General features: G+C 66.6%; 20 protein-coding genes. 11 read left to right on the top strand and 9 right to left on the bottom strand.

Translation table 11 applies throughout. The features are described from left to right. The first annotated feature begins 73 nt into the window (after positions 1–73). From ACFVUS_RS34430 to ACFVUS_RS34420, 3 genes are all read left to right on the top strand, one after another. On the top strand, positions 74–3907 hold the full coding sequence (locus ACFVUS_RS34430) for a multifunctional oxoglutarate decarboxylase/oxoglutarate dehydrogenase thiamine pyrophosphate-binding subunit/dihydrolipoyllysine-residue succinyltransferase subunit (RefSeq protein ID WP_387776330.1): 3834 nt from the start codon (positions 74–76) through the stop codon (positions 3905–3907). 120 nt (positions 3908–4027) lie between these two features. Beyond that, positions 4028–4453: an SRPBCC family protein gene (locus ACFVUS_RS34425; protein WP_387776327.1), complete on the top strand. Its 426-nt coding sequence runs from the start codon at positions 4028–4030 to the stop codon at positions 4451–4453. After that, positions 4450–4668, top strand: a complete 219-nt coding sequence (locus ACFVUS_RS34420; protein ID WP_387776324.1) for a hypothetical protein — start codon at positions 4450–4452, stop codon at positions 4666–4668. Before ACFVUS_RS34425 ends, ACFVUS_RS34420 begins: the two co-directional genes overlap by 4 nt. A 7-nt stretch (positions 4669–4675) precedes the next feature. On the opposite strand, the gene ACFVUS_RS34415 is transcribed toward ACFVUS_RS34420, so the two are convergent. Continuing rightward, the gene (locus ACFVUS_RS34415; protein WP_387776322.1) at positions 4676–5692 is read right to left on the bottom strand and encodes a helix-turn-helix domain-containing protein; all 1017 of its coding nucleotides are present in this window, start codon (positions 5690–5692) and stop codon (positions 4676–4678) included. Between the two features lie 179 nt (positions 5693–5871). Between ACFVUS_RS34415 and ACFVUS_RS34410 the strand changes: the two genes are divergently transcribed. After that, complete coding sequence (locus ACFVUS_RS34410; protein WP_387776319.1) at positions 5872–6576, top strand: PadR family transcriptional regulator; 705 nt, start codon at positions 5872–5874, stop codon at positions 6574–6576. Positions 6577–6630: 54 nt separating this feature from the next. After that, positions 6631–8109 (top strand): DHA2 family efflux MFS transporter permease subunit, encoded by a 1479-nt coding sequence (locus ACFVUS_RS34405; protein ID WP_387776316.1) that lies wholly within the window; start codon positions 6631–6633, stop codon positions 8107–8109. A 27-nt stretch (positions 8110–8136) separates the two neighbouring features. On the opposite strand, the gene ACFVUS_RS34400 is transcribed toward ACFVUS_RS34405, so the two are convergent. From ACFVUS_RS34400 to ACFVUS_RS34375, 6 genes are all read right to left on the bottom strand, one after another. After that, entirely contained in the window at positions 8137–8757 is a 621-nt protein-coding gene (locus tag ACFVUS_RS34400; protein WP_387776313.1) for a Uma2 family endonuclease, read from the bottom strand. Positions 8758–8879: 122 nt separating this feature from the next. Then, positions 8880–10451, bottom strand: a complete 1572-nt coding sequence (locus tag ACFVUS_RS34395) for a molybdopterin-dependent oxidoreductase (protein WP_387776310.1) — start codon at positions 10449–10451, stop codon at positions 8880–8882. A gap of 191 nt (positions 10452–10642) precedes the next feature. After that, entirely contained in the window at positions 10643–12436 is a 1794-nt protein-coding gene (locus ACFVUS_RS34390; protein ID WP_387776307.1) for an AMP-dependent synthetase/ligase, read from the bottom strand. 124 nt (positions 12437–12560) lie between these two features. Then, positions 12561–13475 (bottom strand): alpha/beta hydrolase, encoded by a 915-nt coding sequence (locus tag ACFVUS_RS34385; protein WP_387776304.1) that lies wholly within the window; start codon positions 13473–13475, stop codon positions 12561–12563. A 10-nt stretch (positions 13476–13485) separates the two neighbouring features. Continuing rightward, the gene (locus tag ACFVUS_RS34380) at positions 13486–14316 is read right to left on the bottom strand and encodes an SDR family NAD(P)-dependent oxidoreductase (protein ID WP_387776301.1); all 831 of its coding nucleotides are present in this window, start codon (positions 14314–14316) and stop codon (positions 13486–13488) included. 35 nt (positions 14317–14351) lie between these two features. Continuing rightward, positions 14352–15869 (bottom strand): flavin-containing monooxygenase, encoded by a 1518-nt coding sequence (locus ACFVUS_RS34375; protein WP_387776298.1) that lies wholly within the window; start codon positions 15867–15869, stop codon positions 14352–14354. 68 nt (positions 15870–15937) lie between these two features. Here ACFVUS_RS34375 and ACFVUS_RS34370 point away from each other — a divergent pair, with 68 nt between their 5' ends. Next, on the top strand, positions 15938–16585 hold the full coding sequence (locus ACFVUS_RS34370) for a TetR/AcrR family transcriptional regulator (protein ID WP_387776295.1): 648 nt from the start codon (positions 15938–15940) through the stop codon (positions 16583–16585). A 274-nt stretch (positions 16586–16859) separates the two neighbouring features. Here ACFVUS_RS34370 and ACFVUS_RS34365 read toward each other — a convergent pair whose 3' ends face one another. Together ACFVUS_RS34365 and ACFVUS_RS34360 are read right to left on the bottom strand one after the other, a co-directional pair. Beyond that, positions 16860–17561: a Crp/Fnr family transcriptional regulator gene (locus tag ACFVUS_RS34365; protein ID WP_387776292.1), complete on the bottom strand. Its 702-nt coding sequence runs from the start codon at positions 17559–17561 to the stop codon at positions 16860–16862. A gap of 130 nt (positions 17562–17691) precedes the next feature. Continuing rightward, positions 17692–18624, bottom strand: coding sequence for a glycine betaine ABC transporter substrate-binding protein (locus tag ACFVUS_RS34360; protein ID WP_387776289.1), 933 nt, complete (start codon positions 18622–18624; stop codon positions 17692–17694). Positions 18625–18934: 310 nt separating this feature from the next. Here ACFVUS_RS34360 and ACFVUS_RS34355 point away from each other — a divergent pair, with 310 nt between their 5' ends. The 5 genes from ACFVUS_RS34355 to ACFVUS_RS34335 all read left to right on the top strand — a co-directional run bounded on the left by ACFVUS_RS34355 (position 18935) and on the right by ACFVUS_RS34335 (position 22852). Beyond that, complete coding sequence (locus tag ACFVUS_RS34355; RefSeq protein WP_387778465.1) at positions 18935–19828, top strand: ABC transporter substrate-binding protein; 894 nt, start codon at positions 18935–18937, stop codon at positions 19826–19828. A 13-nt stretch (positions 19829–19841) separates the two neighbouring features. Then, complete coding sequence (locus ACFVUS_RS34350; protein ID WP_387776286.1) at positions 19842–20993, top strand: ABC transporter ATP-binding protein; 1152 nt, start codon at positions 19842–19844, stop codon at positions 20991–20993. Further along, on the top strand, positions 20990–21634 hold the full coding sequence (locus tag ACFVUS_RS34345) for an ABC transporter permease (protein ID WP_387776283.1): 645 nt from the start codon (positions 20990–20992) through the stop codon (positions 21632–21634). The genes ACFVUS_RS34350 and ACFVUS_RS34345 overlap by 4 nt, the downstream gene beginning before the upstream one ends. Beyond that, a complete protein-coding gene (locus tag ACFVUS_RS34340; protein ID WP_387776280.1) occupies positions 21631–22353 on the top strand; it encodes an ABC transporter permease in 723 nt (240 codons plus the stop codon). Before ACFVUS_RS34345 ends, ACFVUS_RS34340 begins: the two co-directional genes overlap by 4 nt. 76 nt (positions 22354–22429) lie before the next feature. Then, positions 22430–22852: a CBS domain-containing protein gene (locus ACFVUS_RS34335; protein WP_364640497.1), complete on the top strand. Its 423-nt coding sequence runs from the start codon at positions 22430–22432 to the stop codon at positions 22850–22852. Positions 22853–22956 lie beyond the last annotated feature (104 nt).

The raw sequence follows: 22956 nt of genomic DNA, 5'->3' as shown, positions 1-22956 counted from the left end.
GGGGGCGCGTCGGCGCGCATCCGCCGATTACCCGTGCCGGGCACGTCACAAACGTCGCAGCGCGAAGAACGAAATGAGGCGAACACCTGCTGTGAGCAGCTCAACAGACCAGTTCGGACAGAACCAGTGGCTTGTCGACGAGATGTACCAAAAGTACAAGCAAGACCCGTCGTCGGTCGATGAGAGCTGGCACGAGTTCCTCGCCGATTACTCGCCGGAGTCCACTCCCGGCGATACCGGCAACAGCCAGCCGGTTACCCCGGCGACAGCTGCGGTAGCTCCCCCTGTCACCCCGCCCGCGGCCCCCGCCGCACCGAAGGCCACGCCGAACGTCGCACCGTCCACGAACAGCGTGCCGACTTCGGTCGCGAACAATGCGCCCGCCGCCAATCCGGCCCCCGCCGCGCTGGCCACCCCCGCGCCCGCCGCGGCCGCGGTGCGCACCCCGCAGACCACCCCGGCTCCGGCCTCCAACGCCGCCCCCACCACGGGCGCGCCGAAGGCCGCGACCGCCGATGAGACCAAGATCCTGCGTGGACCCGCGGCGGCCGTCGTCAAGAACATGTCGACCTCGCTGGCCATCCCCACCGCCACCAGCGTCCGGGCCTTCCCGGCCAAGCTGATGATCGACAACCGGGTGGTCATCAACAACCACCTCGCGCGTACCCGCGGTGGCAAGATCTCCTTCACCCATCTGCTCGGCTACGCGATCGTGCAGGCGGTCAAGGCGTTCCCGAACATGAACCGGCACTTCGCCGAGATCGACGGCAAGCCGAACGCGGTCACCCCCGCGCACACCAATCTCGGCCTGGCCATCGACCTTCCGGGCAAGGACGGCAACCGTTCGCTGGTGGTCGCGGCCATCAAGAACACCGAGACCATGACCTTCGCGCAGTTCCACAGCGCGTACGAGGACATCGTGCGCCGGGCGCGCGACGGCAAGCTCACCGCCGACGATTTCTCCGGCGTCACCATCTCGCTCACCAACCCGGGCACCATCGGCACCAACCATTCGGTGCCGCGCCTCATGCAGGGTCAGGGCGCGATCGTGGGCGCGGGCGCCATGGAGTACCCGGCCGAATTCCAGGGCATGAGCGATGAGCAGCTCGCCGAAATCGGCATCGGCAAGCTCATGACGCTGACCTCGACCTACGATCACCGCATCATTCAGGGCGCGGAGTCCGGCGATTTCCTGCGGACCATCCACAACCTGCTGATCTCGGACGAGTTCTACGACGATATCCACCACGGCCTGGGCGTGCCCTACGAGCCGATCCGGTGGCGCAAGGACATCAAGGAACGCGGTATCGACAAGTCGACCCGCGTGCAGGAAATGATCGCGGCGTATCGCAACCGCGGTCACCTGATGGCCGACACCGACCCGCTGCGGCTGGTGAAGGACAAGTTCCGTTCGCATCCGGATCTGGATGTCACCCAGCACGGTCTGACCCTGTGGGACCTGGATCGCGAATTCAATGTCGCGGGCTTCCACGGCCAGGAGCGCATGAAGCTGCGCGATGTGCTGTCCATCCTGCGTGACGCATACTGCCGCCACGTCGGTGTGGAGTACACCCACATCCTGGATCCCGAACAGCTGCAGTGGATTCAGGACCGGGTCGAGCAGAAGCACGCCAAGCCGACCGTCGCCGAGCAGAAGTACATCATGTCCCGGCTCAACGCGGCCGAGGCGTTCGAGACCTTCCTGGCGACCAAATACGTTGGCCAGAAGCGCTTCTCGCTCGAAGGCGCGGAGTCCGTCATCCCGATGATGGACGGCGTCATCGATCAGTGCGCCGAGTACGCCCTCGACGAGGTCGTCATCGGTATGCCGCACCGCGGCCGCCTGAACGTACTCGCGAATATCGTCGGCAAGCCCTACTCGAAGATCTTCACCGAGTTCGAGGGCAATATGAACCCGGCGGCCACGCACGGCTCCGGCGATGTGAAGTACCACCTGGGTGCGCGCGGCACCTACATCCAGATGTTCGGCGACAACGACATCGAGGTCTCGCTGACGGCCAACCCGTCGCACCTCGAGGCCGTCGACCCGGTGCTGGAGGGTCTGGTTCGCGCCAAGCAGGATCTGCTCACCAAGGAAGACCTGGTCACCAAGGGCGAAGAGGCGCGCAGCTTCTCCGTCGTGCCGCTCATGCTGCACGGTGACGCGGCCTTCGCCGGTCAGGGTGTCGTCGCCGAGACGCTGAACCTGTCCGGGCTGCGCGGTTACCGCACCGGCGGCACCGTGCACATCGTGGTGAACAACCAGATCGGCTTCACCACCGCGCCCGAGTACTCGCGCTCCACCGAATACTCCACGGACATCGCGAAGTTCATCGGCGCGCCGATCTTCCACGTGAACGGCGATGACCCGGAAGCCTGTGTGTGGGTTGCGAAGCTGGCCGTCGACTACCGCCAGCGGTTCAACCGCGACGTGGTCATCGACATGATCTGCTACCGCCGCCGCGGCCACAACGAGGGCGACGACCCCTCGATGACGCAGCCGAACATGTACGACGCCATCGACACCAAGCGCTCGGTCCGCAAGGCCTACACCGAGAGCCTGATCGGCCGTGGCGATATCTCGATGAAGGAAGCCGAAGACGCCCTGCGCGATTACCAGGGGCAGCTGGAGCGGATCTTCAACGAGGTGCGCGAGCTGGAGAAGTACGTTCCGGAACCGTCCGAATCGGTCGAGGACGAGCAGCAGATGCCGACCACGCTGGTCACCGCGGTCGACAAGACTGTGCTGCAGCGCATCGGCGACGCGTTCGTGAACCCGCCCGAGGGCTTCAATGTGCATCCGCGCGTCAAGCCGGTCATGGAGAAGCGCCGCGAGATGGCGTACGAAGGCAAGATCGATTGGGCCATGGCCGAATTGCTCGCCTTCGGTTCGCTCATCGACGAGGGCAAGGCCGTCCGCCTGACGGGTCAGGATTCGCGTCGCGGCACCTTCTCGCAGCGGCATTCGGTGATCATCGACCGCAAGACCGGTGGCGAGTACACCCCGCTGCACAACATCGGGTCGAAGAATCCGGGCTGGTTCGCGGTGCACGATTCGGCGCTGTCCGAATACGCCGCGGTCGGTTTCGAATACGGCTACTCGCTCGGCAACACCGACGCACTGGTGTTGTGGGAGGCGCAGTTCGGTGACTTCGTCAACGGCGCGCAGACCATCATCGACGAGTTCATCTCCTCCGGTGAGGCCAAGTGGGGCCAGCTGTCGGAGGTCGTGCTGCTGCTGCCGCACGGTCACGAGGGCCAGGGTCCGGACCACACCTCCGGTCGTATCGAGCGCTTCCTGCAGCTGTGCGCCGAGGGTTCGATGACGGTGGCGGTTCCCTCCACCCCGTCGAACTACTTCCACCTGCTGCGCCGGCACGCGCTCGACGGCATCCGCCGTCCGCTGGTGGTCTTCACCCCGAAGTCCATGCTGCGCAACAAGGCCGTGGTCTCCGAGGTCGAGGACTTCACCGACAACAAGTTCCGTTCGGTGCTCGAGGAGCCCACCTACGAGAGCGGCGACGGTGATCGTTCGAAGGTCAAGCGCGTACTGCTGACCTCCGGCAAGATCTACTACGAGCTGGTCGTGGAGAAGAACAAGAACAAGCGCGACGATGTGGCCATCGTGCGCGTCGAACAGCTCTACCCGATCCCGAAGTTCCGCCTGAACGAGGCGCTGGAGGGCTACCCCAACGCCACCGATCTGGTGTGGGTCCAGGAAGAACCGGCCAACCAGGGCGCCTGGCCCTTCTTCGGCCTGAACCTCCCGGAGATCCTGCCCGCCCGCTTCGCCAAGCTGCGTCGCATCTCGCGGCGCGCCATGTCGGCCCCGTCCTCGGGTTCGTCCAAGGTGCACGCGGTGGAGCAGGCCGAGATCATCGGCGAGGCGTTCGCACCGACCGTCTAGCACAACCGTTTTCACGTTCCGGGCCGGATTCCCACGGGAATCCGGCCCGGCGCCGTTTGTCCCCTAGGTGGCGCGTTGCATCCCGTTCGGGGCGAATGTGCTGGTCATAGGCTCGGATTCATGAAATCGATCAGTACCGATATTCAGATCGACGCCACGCCGGAGCAGGTGTGGGCGGTGTTCAGTGATTTCGAGAGCTACAGCGAGTGGAATCCGTTCATTCGGGAGGCCAAGGGGACGCTCGCGGTCGGTGCGCGGCTGGAGATGCGGATGTACCCGGTCACGGGGCGGCCCATGGGTTTCAAGCCCCGCGTGCTGGTGGCCGAGCACGCCAGGGCGGTCACCTGGAAGGGAATCGTGTTGGTGCCCGGGCTTTTCGACGGCACGCACAAGTTCACGATGGAGGCGCGGGACGGCGGAACGCGGTTCGTGCAGGCGGAGGAGTTCGGCGGGGTGCTGGCGCCCTTCATGAGCGGCACCATCGCGAGCACCATCGAGAGTTTCGAGCTGTCGAACGAGGCGCTGAAGAAGCGGGTGGAACGATGATCACGGTCCAGCCATCGGTGCCAGCGGCCGTGCTGAAGAGCCTGCTGCACAACGGAATCGTGCATCGCGCGCTCGCGCTGGCGGTGGCGACGATCGTGTTGATCGCCGTCCGTCATCCGACCTGGGTGCCGTACGCGGTGAGCCTGTACGCCATCTGGAATGCCGCGGCGGTCACCCTGAACGCGGTGCAGGCGACGCGGGCCGCGAAGTCGTGAGATGCGCTCAGGCGGCGCGCCGGAAGGCGTCCGGGGTCTGCCCGGTCCAACGCTGGAAGGCGCGCCGCAGGGTGCGATGGTCGGTGTAGCCGAGCCGTCCGGCAATGGATTGCAGCGAGAGATCGGTCTCGCGCAGCAACCGGGTGGCGCGCTCGAATCGCACCGCCTCCAACTCTTCTCGCCAGGTCGTCTCGTGGTCGGCCAGGCGGCGTTGCAGGGTGCGCGGGCTCATGGACAGCCGGTGCGCGACCTCCTCCAGCGAGGTGCCACGGCCGTGACTGTCCGCCAGCGCTTCGGAGATCGCGCCGCGGAAGGTTTCGCGCCAGTCCGGCGCCGGCCGCGCGCTGTCGATGATCGAGCGCGCGTACATCCGCATGACGCGCTGTAGCTCGGGGTCGAAAGGCCTTGCCGCGGGCTCGGATTCGGCATCGAGGAAGGTGATCCGATTCCCGCCCTGCCCGAAGTGGATGTTCCCGGTCCCGAACACCTCGTCGAGGTGGTCGTGCCGCCGGGGCGCGTCATGCGCGAAATCCACTCGCACGGGCCGCAATTGGTCTCCGCGCGCATCTCGGGCACGCCGCAGAATCAACCCGAGCGCGTACTCGTTGATGGTGTTGTCCACCTCCGTCCCGGTGGCGAGATTGTCGTGCTGCACCGTCAGCCGAGAACCGTCCTCGCGCACCGAGATTCGCGCGACCGGATCGCAGATGACGCTCAGATACTCTCCCGCGTCCGCGAAACCCGCTGCGAGCGTGGGCGCTCCGGTCACCAGGTAGTCCCACACGTGCAGCCGTCCCCGATCCGCGGCCGCGATGGCCCGCGCACCGCCGCCCACCGGGTCGGCCGCCGCGATCAACTCCCACACCCGCAGCAGCGACGAGGTCGGAAACCGGGTCAGATCGTCATCGAGCGCGGGCCCGCGCACCCCCTCGATGAACGCCAGCTCATGCTCGGGTACCCCGGACTCCCGCGCGACTCCCACCAGCAACCGCATCACGTGCGAGGCCACCGAACCCTTAACCACCGGGTCAGCCTACCGAGCGGCCTGTTTCCCGTCGCCCCCCGAAAGTGACTGGCACGGTGCGCTATCCGGGCCACGGTGCGCCATCGGGGCCATTGTGCGCCGGACCACAGGGGGTTGCCCCGCCATGTTCCACGTCGTATATTCCACGTGGAATATTTGGAGCGGAACAGGAGGCCGATATGACCGGCAAGCAGGCGAGTGTGGCGCTGACGCCTTTGGCGATCGCGGTGCTCGCCCTGCTGGAAGAGAAGCCGATGCATCCGTACGAGATGTATCAACTCCTGATGGCCCGGCACGAGGACGAGCTGGTGAAGATCAAACCCGGCTCGCTCTATCACACGGTGGCGCGGCTGGCGGAGCTGGAATTCGTGGTGGCCGAGGGCACCGATCGGGCCGGTAATCGCCCGGAACGGACCACCTATCGGATCAATCCGGCCGGGCGCGACAACCTGCGCACCCGGGTCACGGAAATCCTCCGTACTCCCGTGAAGGAGTACCCGATTTTTCCGCTCGCCATGGCCGAGGCGCACAATTTGCCGGTGCACGATGTGATCGCACTACTGCGCGAACGCGTCACCTGGGTGGACGGCCGCATCGCCGAGTTCGAGGCGCTGCAGGACTGGGTCCGTTCCCGCCTGGTGCCGCGGCGGTACTGGATGGTCATCGAATTCCTGCACCTGTCCAACGTCACCGAGGCGGGCTGGCTGCGCACCGTGATCGCCGATCTGGAGTCCGGCGAGCTGCCGTGGTCCGACTTCGATCCGGAGACCGGTGAGCGCGTTCCGAGCCGCGACGACGAGGACAAGGATCGGCTCGGCGCGGACTGGGGCGCGGGCCTGAGTCAGGCGGATCTGGCCGCCGTCCGAAAGGGCGTGGTCCCCTGACAAACCGCGAATCCCCTTCCGCTACACAGACTTTCATCTCTAGATAGGAATCCCATGTCCACTCAACGCAATCCGTGGCTGGCGCTATACGCGCTGGTGGTCGGGTTCTTCATGATCCTGCTGGACATGACCATCGTCGCGGTGGCCAATCCGGCGATCAAGGAGGATCTGAACGCCGATATCAACAAGGTCATCTGGGTGACCTCGGCCTATCTGCTGGCCTACGCGGTACCGCTGCTGGTGACCGGGCGGCTCGGAGATCGCTTCGGCCCCAAGAACATCTACCTCATCGGCCTGACGGTCTTCACCCTCGCCTCGCTGTGGTGCGCCATGTCGACGAGCATCGAGATGCTCATCGCGGCCCGCGCGGTGCAGGGTCTGGGCGCGGCGCTGATGACCCCGCAGACGATGGCGGTCATCACCCGCACCTTCCCGCCGGACAAGCGCGGCGCGGCCATGGGCCTGTGGGGCGGCGTCGCCGGTCTCGCGACCCTGGTCGGCCCGATCCTGGGTGGCGTGCTGGTGGACTGGCAGGGCTGGCAGTGGATCTTCTACGTGAACGTGCCGATCGGCATCATCGCGTTCGTGCTGGCGGCCTGGCTGGTGCCCGCGTTGGAGACCCACGAGCACAAGTTCGACTTCGTCGGCGTCGCACTGTCCGCGGTCGGCATGTTCCTGCTGGTCTTCGGCATCCAGGAGGGCGGCACCCGCGATTGGGACGCGCTGATCTGGCTGATGATCGGCGGCGGCATCGTGGTGCTGGGTCTGTTCGTGGTCAATCAGGCACGCAATACCGGTGAACCGCTGGTCCCGATGAGCCTGTTCAAGGATCGCAACTTCTCGCTGTCCAGCCTGGCGATCGCGGCTATGGGCGCCTCGATCACCGCGACGTTCGTGCCGTTCTACTTCTTCCTGCAGCAGGTGCACGGCATGTCGCCGACCAAATCGGCGCTGGTGCTGGCCCCGATGGCGATTCTGACCGGTGTGTTCGCGCCGATCATCGGCAAGATCTCGGATCGGATGCCGCCGCGCATTCTGCCGACCATCGGTTTCGCGGTGTTCGCGGCGACCATCTTCGGTTTCTCCGCGCTGATGAAGCCGGACACCTCGATTCCGCTGTTCCTGGTCATCGGCGGTATCGCCGGTATCGCGAATGCCTGCATCTGGGCCCCGCTGGCCACCACGGCCACGCACAACCTGCCGATTCAGCAGGCCGGTGCGGGCGCGGGCGTGTACAACACCACCCGTCAGGTGGGTTCGGTGCTGGGTTCGGCGGCCATCGCGGCGCTGATGTCCTCGCGGCTGGCGGCGCAGCACCTGCCCGGCGGTCCGGTGATGGAGGGCGGCGGCAGCGGCGGCGGCAAGATCCCGCCGGAGGTGCTGGACAAGATCAGCACCGCGCTCAGCCAGTCGATGATTCTGCCGGGCTGCATCCTGCTGATCGGCGTGGTGGCGTCCGCACTGTTCGTCGGGCACGGCAAGAGTGATCACCGTCCGGCGGCCGAGCCCGCCAAGGCCGATATCGCGGGCTGAATCAGCCTGCGCGACAAGGGATCCGCATCAATAGACGAGCCCGTACAACCGGGTCCAGTCGATGCGGATCTCTATCGGCATATCGATCAGCGTCTCACCGCCGATGGGCGTGAGCCGCCGGTGCGGGCGATAGTGCCCGAGCACCAGCACGTGGGTCTGGATCGCGGTCACATGATCGCGATCCAGATACACCAGCCAGAACCACGGAATCCCGGCCAGCGCGTACTCGGCCTGTTTGTCGGCGATGTCGACGCGTTCGGTCAGCGGCGAGACCACCTCGATCGCGAGTTTCACCCGGGGCGCGGGCAGCACCCCGGAAACCGTTGGCGCACAGGTGAACAGCGCGACGTCGGGACGGCGCAGCGTGACCCGCGGCAGTTCCCACAGCAGCACATCCTTATCGGTGCCGACGTAGAGCGGACCGTCGCTGTACTGCCCCATATGCGAGATGGCGGCGACCTCGAGCATGGCGGCGATGCGCCGGGCGGCATTGCGATGCGGATGCGGGGCCGGATCGGCGCGCACCACATCACCGTTCACCACTTCGACGATGCGGCAGAAGTCGCGGGGTAGCTGCTTCCAGACATCGAGGGTGATCGGTTCGGGCTGCAGGTTCTCCGCCCGCGCCCACTCCAGCACTCCGGTCATATGGCGCTCCTTGATCGGGCGTCGAACGGCCTGGGCGATCGTAAACCGTTGGCGCGGGCAAAACGGCCGTTCGGCATTTTCGCCACTCCGGAAACTCCGAATAACCGGGCGTTTGCGGTATTTCAGCCGATGCGCACGAATCGCGACGCGTAACCGGTCGCGCCGTCGGGGACCTCGCCCGCTTGATCGGAGGTCTGCACCGTGCCCGTGCCGTCGGTGCTGCGCGCCCAGATGGTGTGCGGACCGGAGGTGGCGTCCCAGTCGAAGGCCCACTGCCGCCAGGTGTCGATCGACGGTTCGGCGGCCAGCCGCGCGGGCTGCCATTCACCCTGGTCTATCCGCACTTCCACGGCATTGATACCGCGATGCTGCGCCCAGGCCACCCCCGCCACCGTCACCCTGCCCGCCGCGAGCTTGCCGCTGCCGGGCGTGTCGATCCGGGTTCCGGTCTTGATCGGGCCGCGCTCGGACCAGCCGCGCCGGGTCCAATACGCCTGTGCGCGATCGAATCTGGTGATCTCGATATCGGTCACCCACTTGGTCGCCGAGACATAGCCGTACAGGCCCGGCACCACCATGCGCACCGGATAGCCGTGCGCGGTGGGCAGCGGTTCACCGTTCATGCCGACCGCGAGCATGGCATCGCGGCCGTCGGTGAGCGCGGCCAGCGGACTGCCCGCGGTGAAGCCGTCGATACTGCGGGACAACACCATATCGGCATCCGGATGCGGACCAGCTTCGGCGAGAATCTCATCCAGGCGATAGCCGAGCCAGCTGGCATTGCCGATGAGATCGCCGCCGACCGGATTGGAGACGCAGGTGAGCGTCACCAGTTTCTCGATGGCCTGCCGGGCGCCGAGATCGGCGTAACTGAGCCGGATTTCGCGATCCACCATGCCGTGGATGCGCAGCGACCAATCGTCCTTGCTGACCTGGGGGACGGTCAGCGCGGTGTCGATGCGGTAGAAATCGCTGTTCGGCGTGAGATACGAGGACAGGCCCGGGATTCGGAGATCGGCGGCCGGATCGACAGCGACCTTCGGACCGGACGGGGGCGGCAGCTGTACCTCCGCCCGCTCCCCCGAGACATCCCGCTTCCGCAGTCCGAGAACACGTCCCACCGCACCGGCCGCCGCACCGGAGGCCAATGCGATGCCGATGCCCCGCATGACGAGCCGCCGCTCCAGGGTCACGTCCGAATCCGCTTCCCCGGCGGCGGTTTCCGAGCCATCGGCGGGTTCCACCGCTGCCGCACGCGCCGCGTCGAAATCCTCGATGCGGCGAATCAGGCTGCGCAGCACCGCGATTCCCGACCACGCGCCCAAGAGCGCGGGCAGCGCCCAGGTCCAGGACGCATCGGCGCGGGTAACCGCCGCCACGATCGCCAGCAGCCCGAAGGCCGCGAACAGGATCGAGCCGATCGGGCGCTTCACCCGCTCGGCGAGTCCGGCCAGCCCGGCCACCAGCACCGCGACCGCGCCCATCGAAACGAACAGCACCAGTTTGTCTTTGGTGCCGAACGTCCCGATCACCCACTCGCGCACCCCATCCGGGGTGTGGTCGACGATCAGCGATCCGATCGCCTGCAACGGTGTGCTGTCGGGGCTGATCAGCACCGCGACGATCTCGGCGACGCCCAGCGTCACCGCGGCGGCGGCGATGCCACCCGCTATTCGAAGTTCACGACCGGCCACGAATTCGACCCTACTGCGGGATCGGGCCTGCATACCGGCCACAGAAATGACATTCCGATGACGCCGGATCTCCCCCGGTCAACGGCATTACCTTCGTCATCCCGGCATGCATTTGGCCGGGATCCACACCGGCAGTGCCGCACCGATCGTGTGGATCCCGGCCAAGAAGCGCGCCGGGATGACGGAGGTTCCTAGGAGTAGATCGCCTCTACGTCCTTGGCGTACTGCTTCATCACCACGTTGCGCTTGAGCGACAGCTTCGGGGTGAGCTCGCCACCCTCCTGGGTCCAGTCGACCGGCAGAATGCGGATCTTCTTGATCGCCTCGGCGTGCGACACCAGCTTGTTGGTGGCGGCCACGGCCTCGTTGATCTCGGCGACCAGCGCCGGGTTCTCGATCAGGTGCTCGATGGTGGTCTCGGGCGGAATGTTGTTGCGCTCGCGCCACTTCGGCAGCGTTTCCTGATCCAGGGTGATGAGCGCGCCGATGAACGGCTCACCGTCGCCGACGACCATGACCTGGCTGATCAGCGGGTGCTGGCGCAGCGAATCCTCGAGCATGGCCGGGGAGACGTTCTTACCGCCCGCGGTGACCAGGATTTCCTTCTTGCGCCCGACGATGGAGATGAATCCCTTGTCGTCGATCGCGCCCAGGTCACCGGTCTTGAACCAGCCGTCGGCGTCGAACGCGTCGGCGGAGGCGTCCGGGTTGTTCCAGTAGCCGGAGAACACCACCGGTCCGCGGATGAGCAGTTCGCCGTCCTCGGCGACCTTCGCGCCGTGGCCGGGCAGCGGCTGGCCGACGGTGCCGACCTTGATGTTCTTGGGGGTGTTGACGCTGACGGCCGCGGTGGACTCGGTCAGGCCGTAGCCCTCGTAGATGGTGACGCCCGCGCCGCGGAAGTAGTGGCCCAGGCGCGCGCCCAGGGGTCCGCCGCCGGAGACCGCGGAACCGCACTGCCCGCCCATGGCCTCGCGCAGCTTGGCGAAGACCAGCTTGTCGAGCACGGTGTGCTTGAGCTTGAGCACCAGGCCGGGACCGCCGGTCTCGAGCGATTTGCTGTAGTCGATGGCCACCTCGGTGGCGTAGTCGAAGATCTTGCCCTTGCCGCCGTCGTGCGCCTTCTGCTTGGCGCCGTTGAACACCTTCTCGAACACGCGCGGTACCGAGAGGATGAAGTTCGGCTTGTACGCACCGAATTGGTCGACCAGCGTGGACCAGTCCGAGCTGTGCGCGACGGTGACGCCCGCGTCGAACGCGGCCAGTGCCACCGCGCGCGCGAAGACGTGCGCCAACGGCAGGAACAGCAGCGACTTCTGGCCGGGGCGCAGGAATTCGCTCATGGCGGAGCGATCGGCGGCCGATTCGGCGTACAGGTTGGCATGCGAGAGCATGACGCCCTTGGGCCGTCCGGTGGTGCCGGAGGTGTAGATGAGGGTCGCGGGCGAGGCGGCCTTGACCTGGGCGCGCCGCTCGTGCACGACGCTGTCGTCGAGTTCCGCACCGCGCGTGGTCAGTTCGGCGATGGCGCCGCCCTCGATCTGCAGCACCTCGCGCAGATCACCCAGTCCGCCTTCGATTTCGGCGATGGTGGCGCGCTGCTTCTCGTTCTGCACGACGATCGCCTTGGTGGCGGAGTCGGACAGGATCCAGCGGATCTGCTCGGCCGAGGAGCTGTCGAAGATCGCGACGGTGCAGCCGCCGGCCGCCCAGATGGCGAAGTCCAGCACGACCCACTCGTAGGAGGTGGCGGCCATGATGGCCACCCGGTCTCCGAGTTCGATTCCGGAGGCGACCAAGCCCTTGGCCACACCCGTGACGGCCTTGGCGAACTCGACCGCCGTGACGTCGTTCCAGCCGCCCTTACCATCGGGAGTGTTGAAGACGACCAGGTCCGGGGTCTTCTCCGCATGCCGGAACGCACCGTCCGACATATTGGCGCTCTCGGGGATGGTGTAGGTAGCCGGGACTTCGAACTCTCGCATCGCTGCCCTTCCACAGTGGGTTTACTCGCGGGTAATTTACGCCACGCTTACTTGTCACACCCGGCAGCCCGCCCGAACCTGTTCTATCGAACTGTTCGAACGGGCTTCACGAACCGTGCCACCACTATCCTATGGAACGGGTTTGCGCAGGTCGAAGGGCCTGGCGCAGGAACTCGCCGAGTTCCCGGGTAATCGCCTCGGCGGGCGCCACCAGGGACGCCTGCAATTGGGACACGTGCCAGAGACCCTCGGTCTCGGTGAACCGGGTCTCCACGCCCGCCGCGCGCAGCTTCGCGGTGAGCCGGGTGCACTGGTCGTGCAGCAGCTCGGATTTATCGGCCTGCACATAGGTGGGCGGCAGCCCGTGCAGATCGGCCAGCAACGGCGCGTAACCGGTGTCGAGGCCGTCACCGCCGCCCAGATAGGCGGCGGCGCAGGCCCGCGACCACGGCTTGTTGATGACCAGATCCCGGGTGCGCTCGGGGATCTCGTTGGGATCGCCCCACGGCGCGATGAGCCCGAGCGCGGCCGGGGCCAGCCCGTGCTTATCGCGCAATCGGATCGCGAGCGCCAGCGCGAGCCCGCCACCGGCCGAATCCCCGCCCACCGCAATGCGTTCGGGCTTGTAGCCGAAGGCGATCAGCTCCAGGAACGCCGCCTCGGCATCGTCCAGGGCCGCCGGGAACGGATGCTCCGGGGCCAGGCGATAGTCGAGAACCTGTACGGGACAACCAGTTTCACGCGCCAGATACCCGGCGAGCGCCCGATGCGTTGCGGGCGAGCCGACGGTGTAGCCGCCGCCGTGCAGATACAGCACGGTGGCGCTGTCGGTGGCCGGACCGAGCGTGACCCGCTCGGCCGGACGCCCGCCCAGGCGCACCTTCTCCGAATGCGTACCGCGCGGAGCCCGTTGCAGCGGCGCGCCCAGATCCATCAGGGCGCGCTGCACCGAGAAGGGCAGCGTCTTGTTGAGCATTACCCGGAACATCGGATGCAGGACCGCACGCGCGACGGGCAACGGCAGATTCAGCTGTGGCATAACCAATTCCCTACGGCAGGAAGCGCTTCTGTACGACGGCGGAGATGCGCTGGTAGTACGAGCCGGTGCTGCGCACGAACAGATCCAGCAGCTTGGCCTCCCAGCCGATCAGCACGCGGCCGTGTCCGCGGGCCACGCCCTCGGTGATGGTCTGCGCGGCCATCGCGGGGGTGTGCATGGCGAGCTTCTTGTCGAACAGGCTCGCCAGGTTCTGCTGGTTCAGGCCCTCGGAGACCGTGGCATTGCGGGCGACGGCGGTCTGGATGCCGCCGGGGTGCACGCAGGTGACCTTGACCGGCTTACCGCTCATGAGCATTTCCTGGCGCAGCGCCTCGGTGAAACCGCGCACCGCGAACTTGGCGGCGTTGTACGCGCTCTGGCCGGGGACCGCGATGAGGCCGAACAGGCTGGAGATGTTCACCACGTGACCGGAACCGGATTCGATCAGGTACGGCAGGAATGCCTTGGTGCCGTTGACGACTCCGTAGAAGTCGACGTCCATGATGCGGTCGATGTCCTTGAACGCGGTGTCCAGTACATCGCCGTGGTGCGCGATTCCGGCATTGTTGTAGATCTGGTTGACCTTGCCGAAATGCTTCTTGACCTCATCGGCGTAGACCAGCACGGCCTCGCGCTCGGCCACATTGAGCCGATCGGATTTGATCTCCACACCGAACTTCTCGCACAGCCGCACGGTTTCGGCCAGGCCCTCGGTGTCGATATCCGACAGCGCGAGCTTGGCGCCGCGGCGGGCCAGGTTCTCCGCCAGGGCGCGGCCGATGCCGGAGCCGGCGCCGGTGATCACACAGACCTTGTCCTTGAAGTAAGCATCGTTGCTCACGGTTACCACTTTCGGTTGTTCGGGCGCTGCCGGAATCAGGCGGCGGTCCGGGCGGAAGTTGAAGTCTCATAGGCGGATACGTCGAACTTCTGGAGCAGGCTCCGGAAGCGGAAGGTGAAGTCCGGCCAGAGCGTGGTGTTGTTGCCGTGCTTGTCCATGTACCAGGAGGCGCAGCCGCCGGTGCTCCAGACCGCGCCGGTCAGCTTCTTCTGCAACTCGGCGTTGTATTCGTCCTGCACATCCTTGCGCACCTCGATGGTGCGCACGTCCAGGCGGTCGATGGTGGCCACGGCGTCGGCGATGTAGTTGATCTGCGATTCGATCATGAACACCATCGAGGTGTGGCCCAGGCCGACGTTCGGGCCCAGCATGAAGAACATATTCGGGTAGTTGTGGATCGCCGAACCCTTGTAGCCCTGCTGGCCGATGCTCTCGAAGACCTCGGCCAGGGTGCGGCCGTCGCGACCCGAAATGGTGTCGTAGGCGGGGGAATCGGTGACGTGGAAGCCGGTGGCCACGACGATCGCGTCGACCTCGCGCTCGACGCCGTCCTTGGTGACGACCGAACCGGAGCGGATTTCCTGGATGCCGTCGGTGACGACGTCGACATTGTCGCGGCCCAGCGCCGGGTAGTACTCGTTCGAGATGAGCATGCGCTTGCAGCCGATCCGGAAGTTCGGCGTGACCTTCTTACGCAGCTCCGGATCCTTGACCTCGATGCGCAGCTTGGCGCGCGCGACGGTCTCCAGGATCTTCATGGCGGGCGGGAACTTGGCCAGGCCGACGACCTGGGTCTCGCGCGCGGCGTAGATGGCGGCGCGGGACAGCGCCTGCGCGCCCGGAATGTATTTGAAGGCAAGCTTTTCCGGCAGCAGGTAGGGCCGGTCCGCGCGCGGCAGCAGCCACGGGGCGGTGCGCTGGTACAGGTCCAGGTGCGCGACCTGCTTGGCGATGGTCGGCACGATCTGGATCGCGGAGGCGCCGGTGCCGATGACCGCGACGCGCTTACCGGTCAGGTCGGCGTTGTGGTCCCAGCGCGCGGAGTGGAAGATCTCGCCCTGGAAGTCATTGATGCCCTTGATATCCGGCAGGTTCGGCTCGCACAGCGCGCCGACGGCGGAGACCAGGATATCGGCGGTGAAATCGCCCTGCGAGGTCTGGATCTCCCACCGCGCGGTGTCGTTGTTCCACTGCGCGCCGGTCATATCGCAGTTGAACAGGTGCTTGTCGCGCACGTCGTACTTATCGGCGACGGACTTGATGTAGCCCTGGATCTCCGGCTGCTTGGAGAACGAGCGCGACCAGTCCGGGTTCAGCGCGAAGGAGTACGAGTACAGGTGCGAGGGCACGTCGCAGGCCGCGCCCGGGTAGGTGTTGTCGCGCCAGGTGCCGCCGACATCATTGCCGCGCTCGAGCACGAGATAGTCGTTGCGACCCTGCTGGCTCAGCCGAATGGCCAGGCCCAGGCCGGAAAACCCGCTGCCCACGATGATGATGTGGGAATGCCGGGCAGCCCGGTTGTCGACAGCTTTGTCTGTAACCTTGCGACTCATGTATATCAGCGTAGGGTCTTATTGAGTAGGAGTCAATAGTATTGACTCACGTTCAGTAAGATTTGACCATGACCTCAGGAGCCAAGGTGAGCAAGCCGGACGCCGGAGCCAAACGCACCCGGCTCAGCCCCGACGATCGACGCCTGCAACTCATCACCCTGGGCGCGAACATGCTGCGCGACCGGTCGCTGGAAGAGGTGTCGGTCAGCGAGATCGCCGAACAGGCCGGCATCTCGCGCGGCCTGCTCTTCCACTACTTCCCCACCCTCGGCGATTTCCACCTCGCGATCATCGCGCACGCCAACGCCGAACTGCTGGAACGCACCACCCCCAATCCCGCCCTGCCGCTTCCGGAAATGCTGCGCGACTCCGTCGAGCGCTATGTCGCCTACGTCGAGGAGAACCGCACCCCCTATCAGGCGCTGCTGCGCGGCCCCATCAGCGCCAGCCCCGAACTCGTCGCCCTGGTCAACACCCACCGCCTCGCTCAGGTCGAGCGCATCCTCGCCGAATCCCCCATCCCCGTGGAGGATTCGGATATGCCCCGGCTCACCCTGGCGGTCCGCGGCTGGATCGCCTTCGTCGAGGAAACCACCCTCACCTGGCTGCGCGAGGCGCCTATACCCCGCGAAGCGCTCATCGACCTGCTGGTCGACTCGCTGCCGGCGCTGGCGCTCAACTCCACTCTCGCCGCCGCCCTGAACGAATGGCCGTGAGGTCCGCCGGCGCCATCCGGTTATCGATTGCGTGGTAAGCGATTCGAGGCCAGTAGCCGGTGACCGCCGCCGCCATGAGCGCGGCCGCGAGCGGGCTGTGCGCGCGGCTCAAGCTCAGGCAGAGCTGTTCGGCGGGGTGCCATTCATATTCCGGTTCGGAAATCGACATCGGTGCCCTCCCATGGTTCCGTGTATCACCAGGCCACGAGATTGCCACCGGCGGAATCGGCCCGCGCCTGAAAAATCCGGCCACGGAGCAGATTTCAGGGATTCTTCATTCCAGCTCCGCGTAGTTCCGCAAACCTTCGAGATCGCGCACCACCACATGGCGGCTGCGCAGGCAGACCAGATCCTTCGTCTGCATGCGCTTCATGGCCAGTCCGACCGCGTCCTCCCCCGCGCCGATCAGATTGCCGAGCTCCTCGTAGGACAGCCGCACGGTGATCTCCACCCCGGATTCGCTGGGGCGACCGTAGGATTCGGCGAACTCCACCAGCAACCGGGCCAGACAGCGCCGCACCGGCCAGCCGCCGAAATCCAGGCGCCGCTGATCCGACCACGCGAGGCGATCGGCCAGGGTGCGGCACAGCGTCTGCCAGCCGTCCGGATGCTCGTTGAGAAACGACAGGAACATATTTCCGGGAATGCAGTGCGCGATCGTCGCCGTGCAGACCGTCGCCGTGGCCGAACGCACCGAATTCGGTGTCAGCGCACCCAATTCCCCGATCACATCCCCGCTCACCCGAATGGCGAACAGCGTCCCGGCGTCCGCGGTGATCTTCACGCACGCGGATACGCTCGTATCGTGCGAGCGCAGCACGTACACCGTATTTCCCGGATCCCCCTGCCGCATCAGCAATGTGCCCGGTTTGCAGTACCGCTCATGCCCGAGCCCGAGCAACTCCCGCCGCGACCGCGGACTCAACCGCGCCAGCAACGTGTTCTCCGGCCACGGCCAAGAATCCAAATTGACCATCGAATCCAAATCCGCCTAGTTGGAATCGTCCCCGAAACTCAACGGTAAGCGAGCTTTCCGCGTACGGACCGGCAACTCGCATCACGATCGGCGATACCTCGAGGCGGATTCGGCGGTATCGGATCCGGATTCAGAGCGCGTGCGCGTCCAGCCAGGTGCGGGCCAGATCCGCGGGGACGGCCCCGTTATCGCGGATCTGGCGGAGCATATCGGCCAGGTCGACGGTGGTGAGTTCGCCTGCGACGTAATTGAGTTTGCGGAGCTGGGTGGACGTCAAGGCGGCCTTACGAAGTACCGGGACGACCATGGCCGAGCGGAAGGCGTAGGACGGGTCGGCCAGGGCGGTCAGGTCCGCGCCGCCGTCGGGGAGGTACGACGGGGGGCCGGACAGCACCGCCAGCTGGATTTCACCGGTGGACAGGGCTTTTCGAGCGTCCTCGGCGGTCGCGAAGGTGACCGGGTGGGCGATGGCGCAGCCGTAGACCGCTTCGAAGGGGGCGATCACATCGCGTTGCGGATCGAGCGGCGCGCGCATCGGATCCAGGGCGGGGCCCGTCGCGATGCCGACGGTCAGCTCCGGACAGCGCGGGGCGAGCTCCTTCAGCGAGGCCGGGTACACCTCGGTGCGGGTGGCATCGGCGACGACCACCGGGCGCAGATCGGTGCCGTCGGCCGGATCGCCGACCGTGAGCCCTTCGGGCAGAGCGGCATTGAGCGCCTTGACGACATCGTCGGGCTTGTTCGCGGTGGACGTGGAGTCCAGGGTGGTGAGCAGATCACCGGTGACGTCGGCGACCGCGACGACGGTGCCCGCGTCAAGGGCGGCGAGCTGACCCAGGCGCGCGCCCAGGCCGCGATGCACGGCGGTGCGCGCCCCGGTGCGCCCGAGCGCGTTCGCGTAGATCTCGGCGAGCAGACCCGACTGCGCCGAATCACCCGCGCCGATGGTCAGCGCGGGCGCGTCGTCGGTACCGCACGCGAGGGTCGCCGCCGCGAGCGCGACCGCCAGCGCGGTGCACAGCAGGGCTCGCCGGGGGGCGCGGGAATCCGTTCTGCCGAACATGCGCAACAGTCTGCCGCGCGCCGGGCGCGAACCCCGGATCGGGTGGCCCCGAGCGTGTCTCACCAGCCGATATCGGGAATCGTCCGGCGGCACACGGAGAAACCAACCCGAGGTAGGCAACGTTCGCGGGGCAAACCGGGCAGTATGAACAGTCAGGTTGGTTCCCCCGGCACGATCCGCACGGGGAATCCGAATGGCCTCGCTCGGAAGGACGACAGTGCATTCGCTACTCTCCACGCGCGCCGGCGGCAGGCGCACAGCCCGCACCGTGCTACGTATCCTCGCCGCGGCAGTCGCACTGGCAGCGGCCATGGCCGCCTCCGCCTGCGGCGGCGACTCCAATCCACTCGGCGGCAAGAGCGACTGCGGGGGCGGCACGGACAGCCTCACCGTCGGCTCGGCCAACTTCCCGGAATCCGAAACCGTCGCGGACGTGTATGCGGAGGCATTGCGCGCCAACGGTTTCCAGATCACCACCAAGCTGAATATCGGCAGCCGCGAGGCCTACGTACCCGCACTGCGCGAATGCGCGATCAGCCTGATCCCCGACTACACCGGCAACCTGCTGCAGTACCTCGACAAATCGTCCACGGCCACCGCGCCCGCCGATGTGAATACCGCGCTCACCAAGGCGCTCGGCGATGAGCTCGGTATCGCAACCCCCGCTCCCGGTGAGGATTCCGACGCCGTCGTGGTCACCGGAGCCACCGCCGAACGCTGGAATCTCAAATCCATCGGCGATCTCGCCGCGCACTCGGCCGAGGTCAGCTTCGCCGCGCCCGCCGAATTCGCCGAGCGCCCAGGCGGTCTCCCGGGCCTGAAGAAGGTCTACAACCTCGATATCGCACCCGCGAAGTTCGTGCCCATCGCCGACGGCGGCGGCCCGGCCACGGTGCGCGCGCTCACCGACGGTCAGGTGACCGCCGCCGACATCTTCACCACCTCACCCTCCATCGCCGCCAATAACCTGGTGGTACTTGCCGATCCGCTGCACAACTTCGCCGCGCAGAACGTGGTGCCGCTGTTCAACACCGCCAAGAAGAGCGACAAGCTGATCGCCGTCCTCAATGCCGTCTCGGCGAAACTCACCACCGCCGAGTTGATCGGGCTCAACACCGCGGTCTCGGGCAGCGCCAAGACCGAACCCGCCGCCGCCGCGAAGGCGTGGGTGCAGGCACAGGGGCTGAGCAAGCCGATCGGCTGATAGGGGAAATACGGTGTCCGACATCGAATTCAGCGGGGTCAGCAAGACCTACCCGGGCGGGACGGTAGCCGTCCACGATTTCGACCTGCGCATCGAATCGGGGTCGTTCACCGTATTCGTCGGTCCCTCCGGCGGCGGCAAGACCACCGCCATGCGGATGATCAATCGCATGGTCACGCCGACAACCGGCACCATAACCGTTGCCGGACAGGATATTTCGACGATCAACCCGGTACAGCTGCGACTCGGCATCGGCTACGTCATCCAGAACGCCGGACTGCTGCCGCACCGCACCGTACTGGACAACGTGGCCACCGTCCCGGTGCTGCGCGGCAGCTCCCGCCGTGCGGCCCGGCTGGCCGCCTACCAGGTGCTGGACCGGGTCGGACTGGATCGTGAACTGGCGCAACGCTATCCCGCACAACTCTCGGGCGGGCAGCAGCAGCGCGTGGGCGTGGCCCGGGCACTGGCCGCCGACCCGCCCATCCTGCTGATGGACGAACCGTTCAGCGCCGTCGACCCGGTGGTGCGTACCGAACTGCAGGCCGAGATGCGGCGGTTACAGGCCGAACTGCACAAGACCATCGTGTTCGTCACGCACGATATCGACGAGGCCATCAAACTCGGTGACCGCGTCGCCGTCTTCGGCTCCGGCGGGCGACTGCAACAGTACGACGAACCGCAGCGCGTACTCTCGCAGCCCGCAACCGATTTCGTCGCCGGATTCGTCGGGCGCGATCGCGGCTACCGGGAACTGTCGTTCCGCAGCGCCGCAGCGGTACCGCTGCGCGAGCTCGCCACCATCACCCCGGAGGAAGTCACCGGGGTCCGCCTGCGCAAGGGCGAATGGCGGCTCGTCGTCGATCCGGAACGACGACCGCTCGGCTGGATCGACACCACCGGGGTGGAGGGCGTGCGCGCCGGGCAGGCGCTGGAGCACAATATGGCCGCGGGCGGCTCGCTCTACCCGCCGGACGGCGATCTGCGCCAGGCATTGGACGCCGCCATCTCCTCGCCCTCGGAAATCGGTGTGGCGGTGGCAGATTCCGGTGCGGTGCGCGGGGCCATCCTGGCCGCGGATGTGCTGGAACAACTCTCGAATCAGCGTGCCGCCGAGGACGCCGAACGCAATCGCGCCTTCTTCGAGGAGGAGGCGGCCGAGTGAGGTATCTCCTCGACAATTTCGCGGAGATCGCCGGATTCGCCCGCACCCACCTGTATCTGGCACTGCTGCCGCTGCTCATCGGCCTGATCATCGCGATACCCGCCGGGGCGCTCGCACACCGGGCGCGCTGGCTGCGCCGCGTCACCACCACCGCGGCGGGCATCGCCTACACGATTCCCTCACTGGCGCTGTTCGTGATCCTGCCGCCGCTGCTCGGCATCTCGGTCATCGATCCGCTGAATGTGGTTATCGCACTGACCATCTACTCGGTCGCACTGCTGGTGACCGCGGTGCCCGCCGCCCTGGACTCGGTGCCCGCCGAAATCCTGGACGCCGCCGACGCCATCGGCTACACCCGGCTGCGCCGCACCCTCACCGTCGACTTCCCGCTCGCGCTACCGGTTTTCGTGGCCAACCTGCGCGTGGTGGCCGTCACCAATATCTCCATGGTGACCGTCGGCGCGCTGATCGGCGTCGGTGGACTCGGCAAACTCTTCACCCAGGGCTATCAGCGCGACTATCCGGACGAGATCGTCGCGGGCATCATCGTGGTGCTCGTCCTCGCGCTGATCACGGACCGGCTGCTGTATCTGTTCGGCCGGCTCGCCACCCCGTGGGTCTCGAAAGGCGCTGCGGCATGAACCTTTTCCTCGACGCCTGGCACTACCTGAGCACCGGCTCGAACTGGTCCGGGCCCACCGGCATCGGCAAGCGCATCACCGAACACCTCTGGTACAGCCTGCTCGCGGTCGGCCTGTCGGTCGCCGTCGCGCTGCCGATCGGGCTGGTGGTCGGGCACACCCGGCGCGGTTCGGCACTGATCGTCGGCTTCGCCAATGCCATGCGGGCACTGCCGACCCTGGGCCTGCTCACCTTCGTGGTGCTGCTGCTCGGGCTGGGCCTGTTCCCGCCGATTCTCGCGCTGCTCACCGTCGGCATCCCGCCGCTGCTCGCGGGCGCCTACGCCGGTATCGCGAATGTCGATCCGGCGGTGGTCGACGCCTCGCGCGCCATGGGCATGACCGAACGCCAGGTGCTGTTCCGAGTGGAACTGCCCAACGCGTTGCCGGTGCTGCTCACCGGATTGCGCGCGGCCACCCTGCAGGTCGTCGCGACCGCCACCATCGCCGCCTATGTGAACCTGGGCGGGCTGGGCCGCTATATCTTCGACGGGATCGGGCTCTACAAATACGACCGCGTCCTCGTCGGAGCCATTCTGGTCGCCGCGCTGGCACTCGCACTGGACGCCGTCCTCGCCTTCGCGGTGTGGCTGTCCGCGCCCGGCGCGGGCCGACTGCGCCGCACCCGCCCGCCCGTCGCGGCGGCCGCACAACCGATCAGCCGACCAGTCGCGCATTGACCTCCGATGTGACTTGGGACACGATGGCAGATGGCCCGAAGCACCATCCACTCATCAGGAGGTCTGCGTGAAAGCCATGAAAGCCCGCGACATCATGCACCGCACGGCGGAATGCATTCCAGCGGACGAAACCCTCGACCGCGCCGCGCAAATGATGCGCAATATGGATGTCGGCGCACTTCCCATCTGTAATAACGACCGCTTGATCGGCATGCTCACGGACCGTGACATCGTCGTCCGCTGCATTGCCGAGGGCCACGACCCGTCCCGCGTCCGCGCCGGCGACCTCGCCCAGGGCACACCCCGCTGGGTCGACGCCGACACCGACGTCTCCGCGGTGCTGGACATGATGGAGCAGAACCAGATCAAGCGGCTCCCCGTCATCGACGTGGCGAACGGCAAACGCCTCATCGGCATGATCTGCGAATCCGACCTCGCCAAGAACGTCACCGACAAGCAGCTCGCCGAATTCGTCGCCGCCGTCTCCATCCCGCACTAGCCGCCGACGGGACACTCACGGCGGTGGAATCCCGATCGCTCCCGCCGTGAGTACCGCCGCGATCCATTCGCCAGCTGATTCACAGGGAGCGGCCGGAGAATGTG

It is taken from the genome of Nocardia sp. NPDC058058 (genome assembly GCF_042885355.1).
GTDB lineage: Bacteria > Actinomycetota > Actinomycetes > Mycobacteriales > Mycobacteriaceae > Nocardia.
This window is presented reverse-complemented; position numbering and strand designations above follow the sequence as displayed.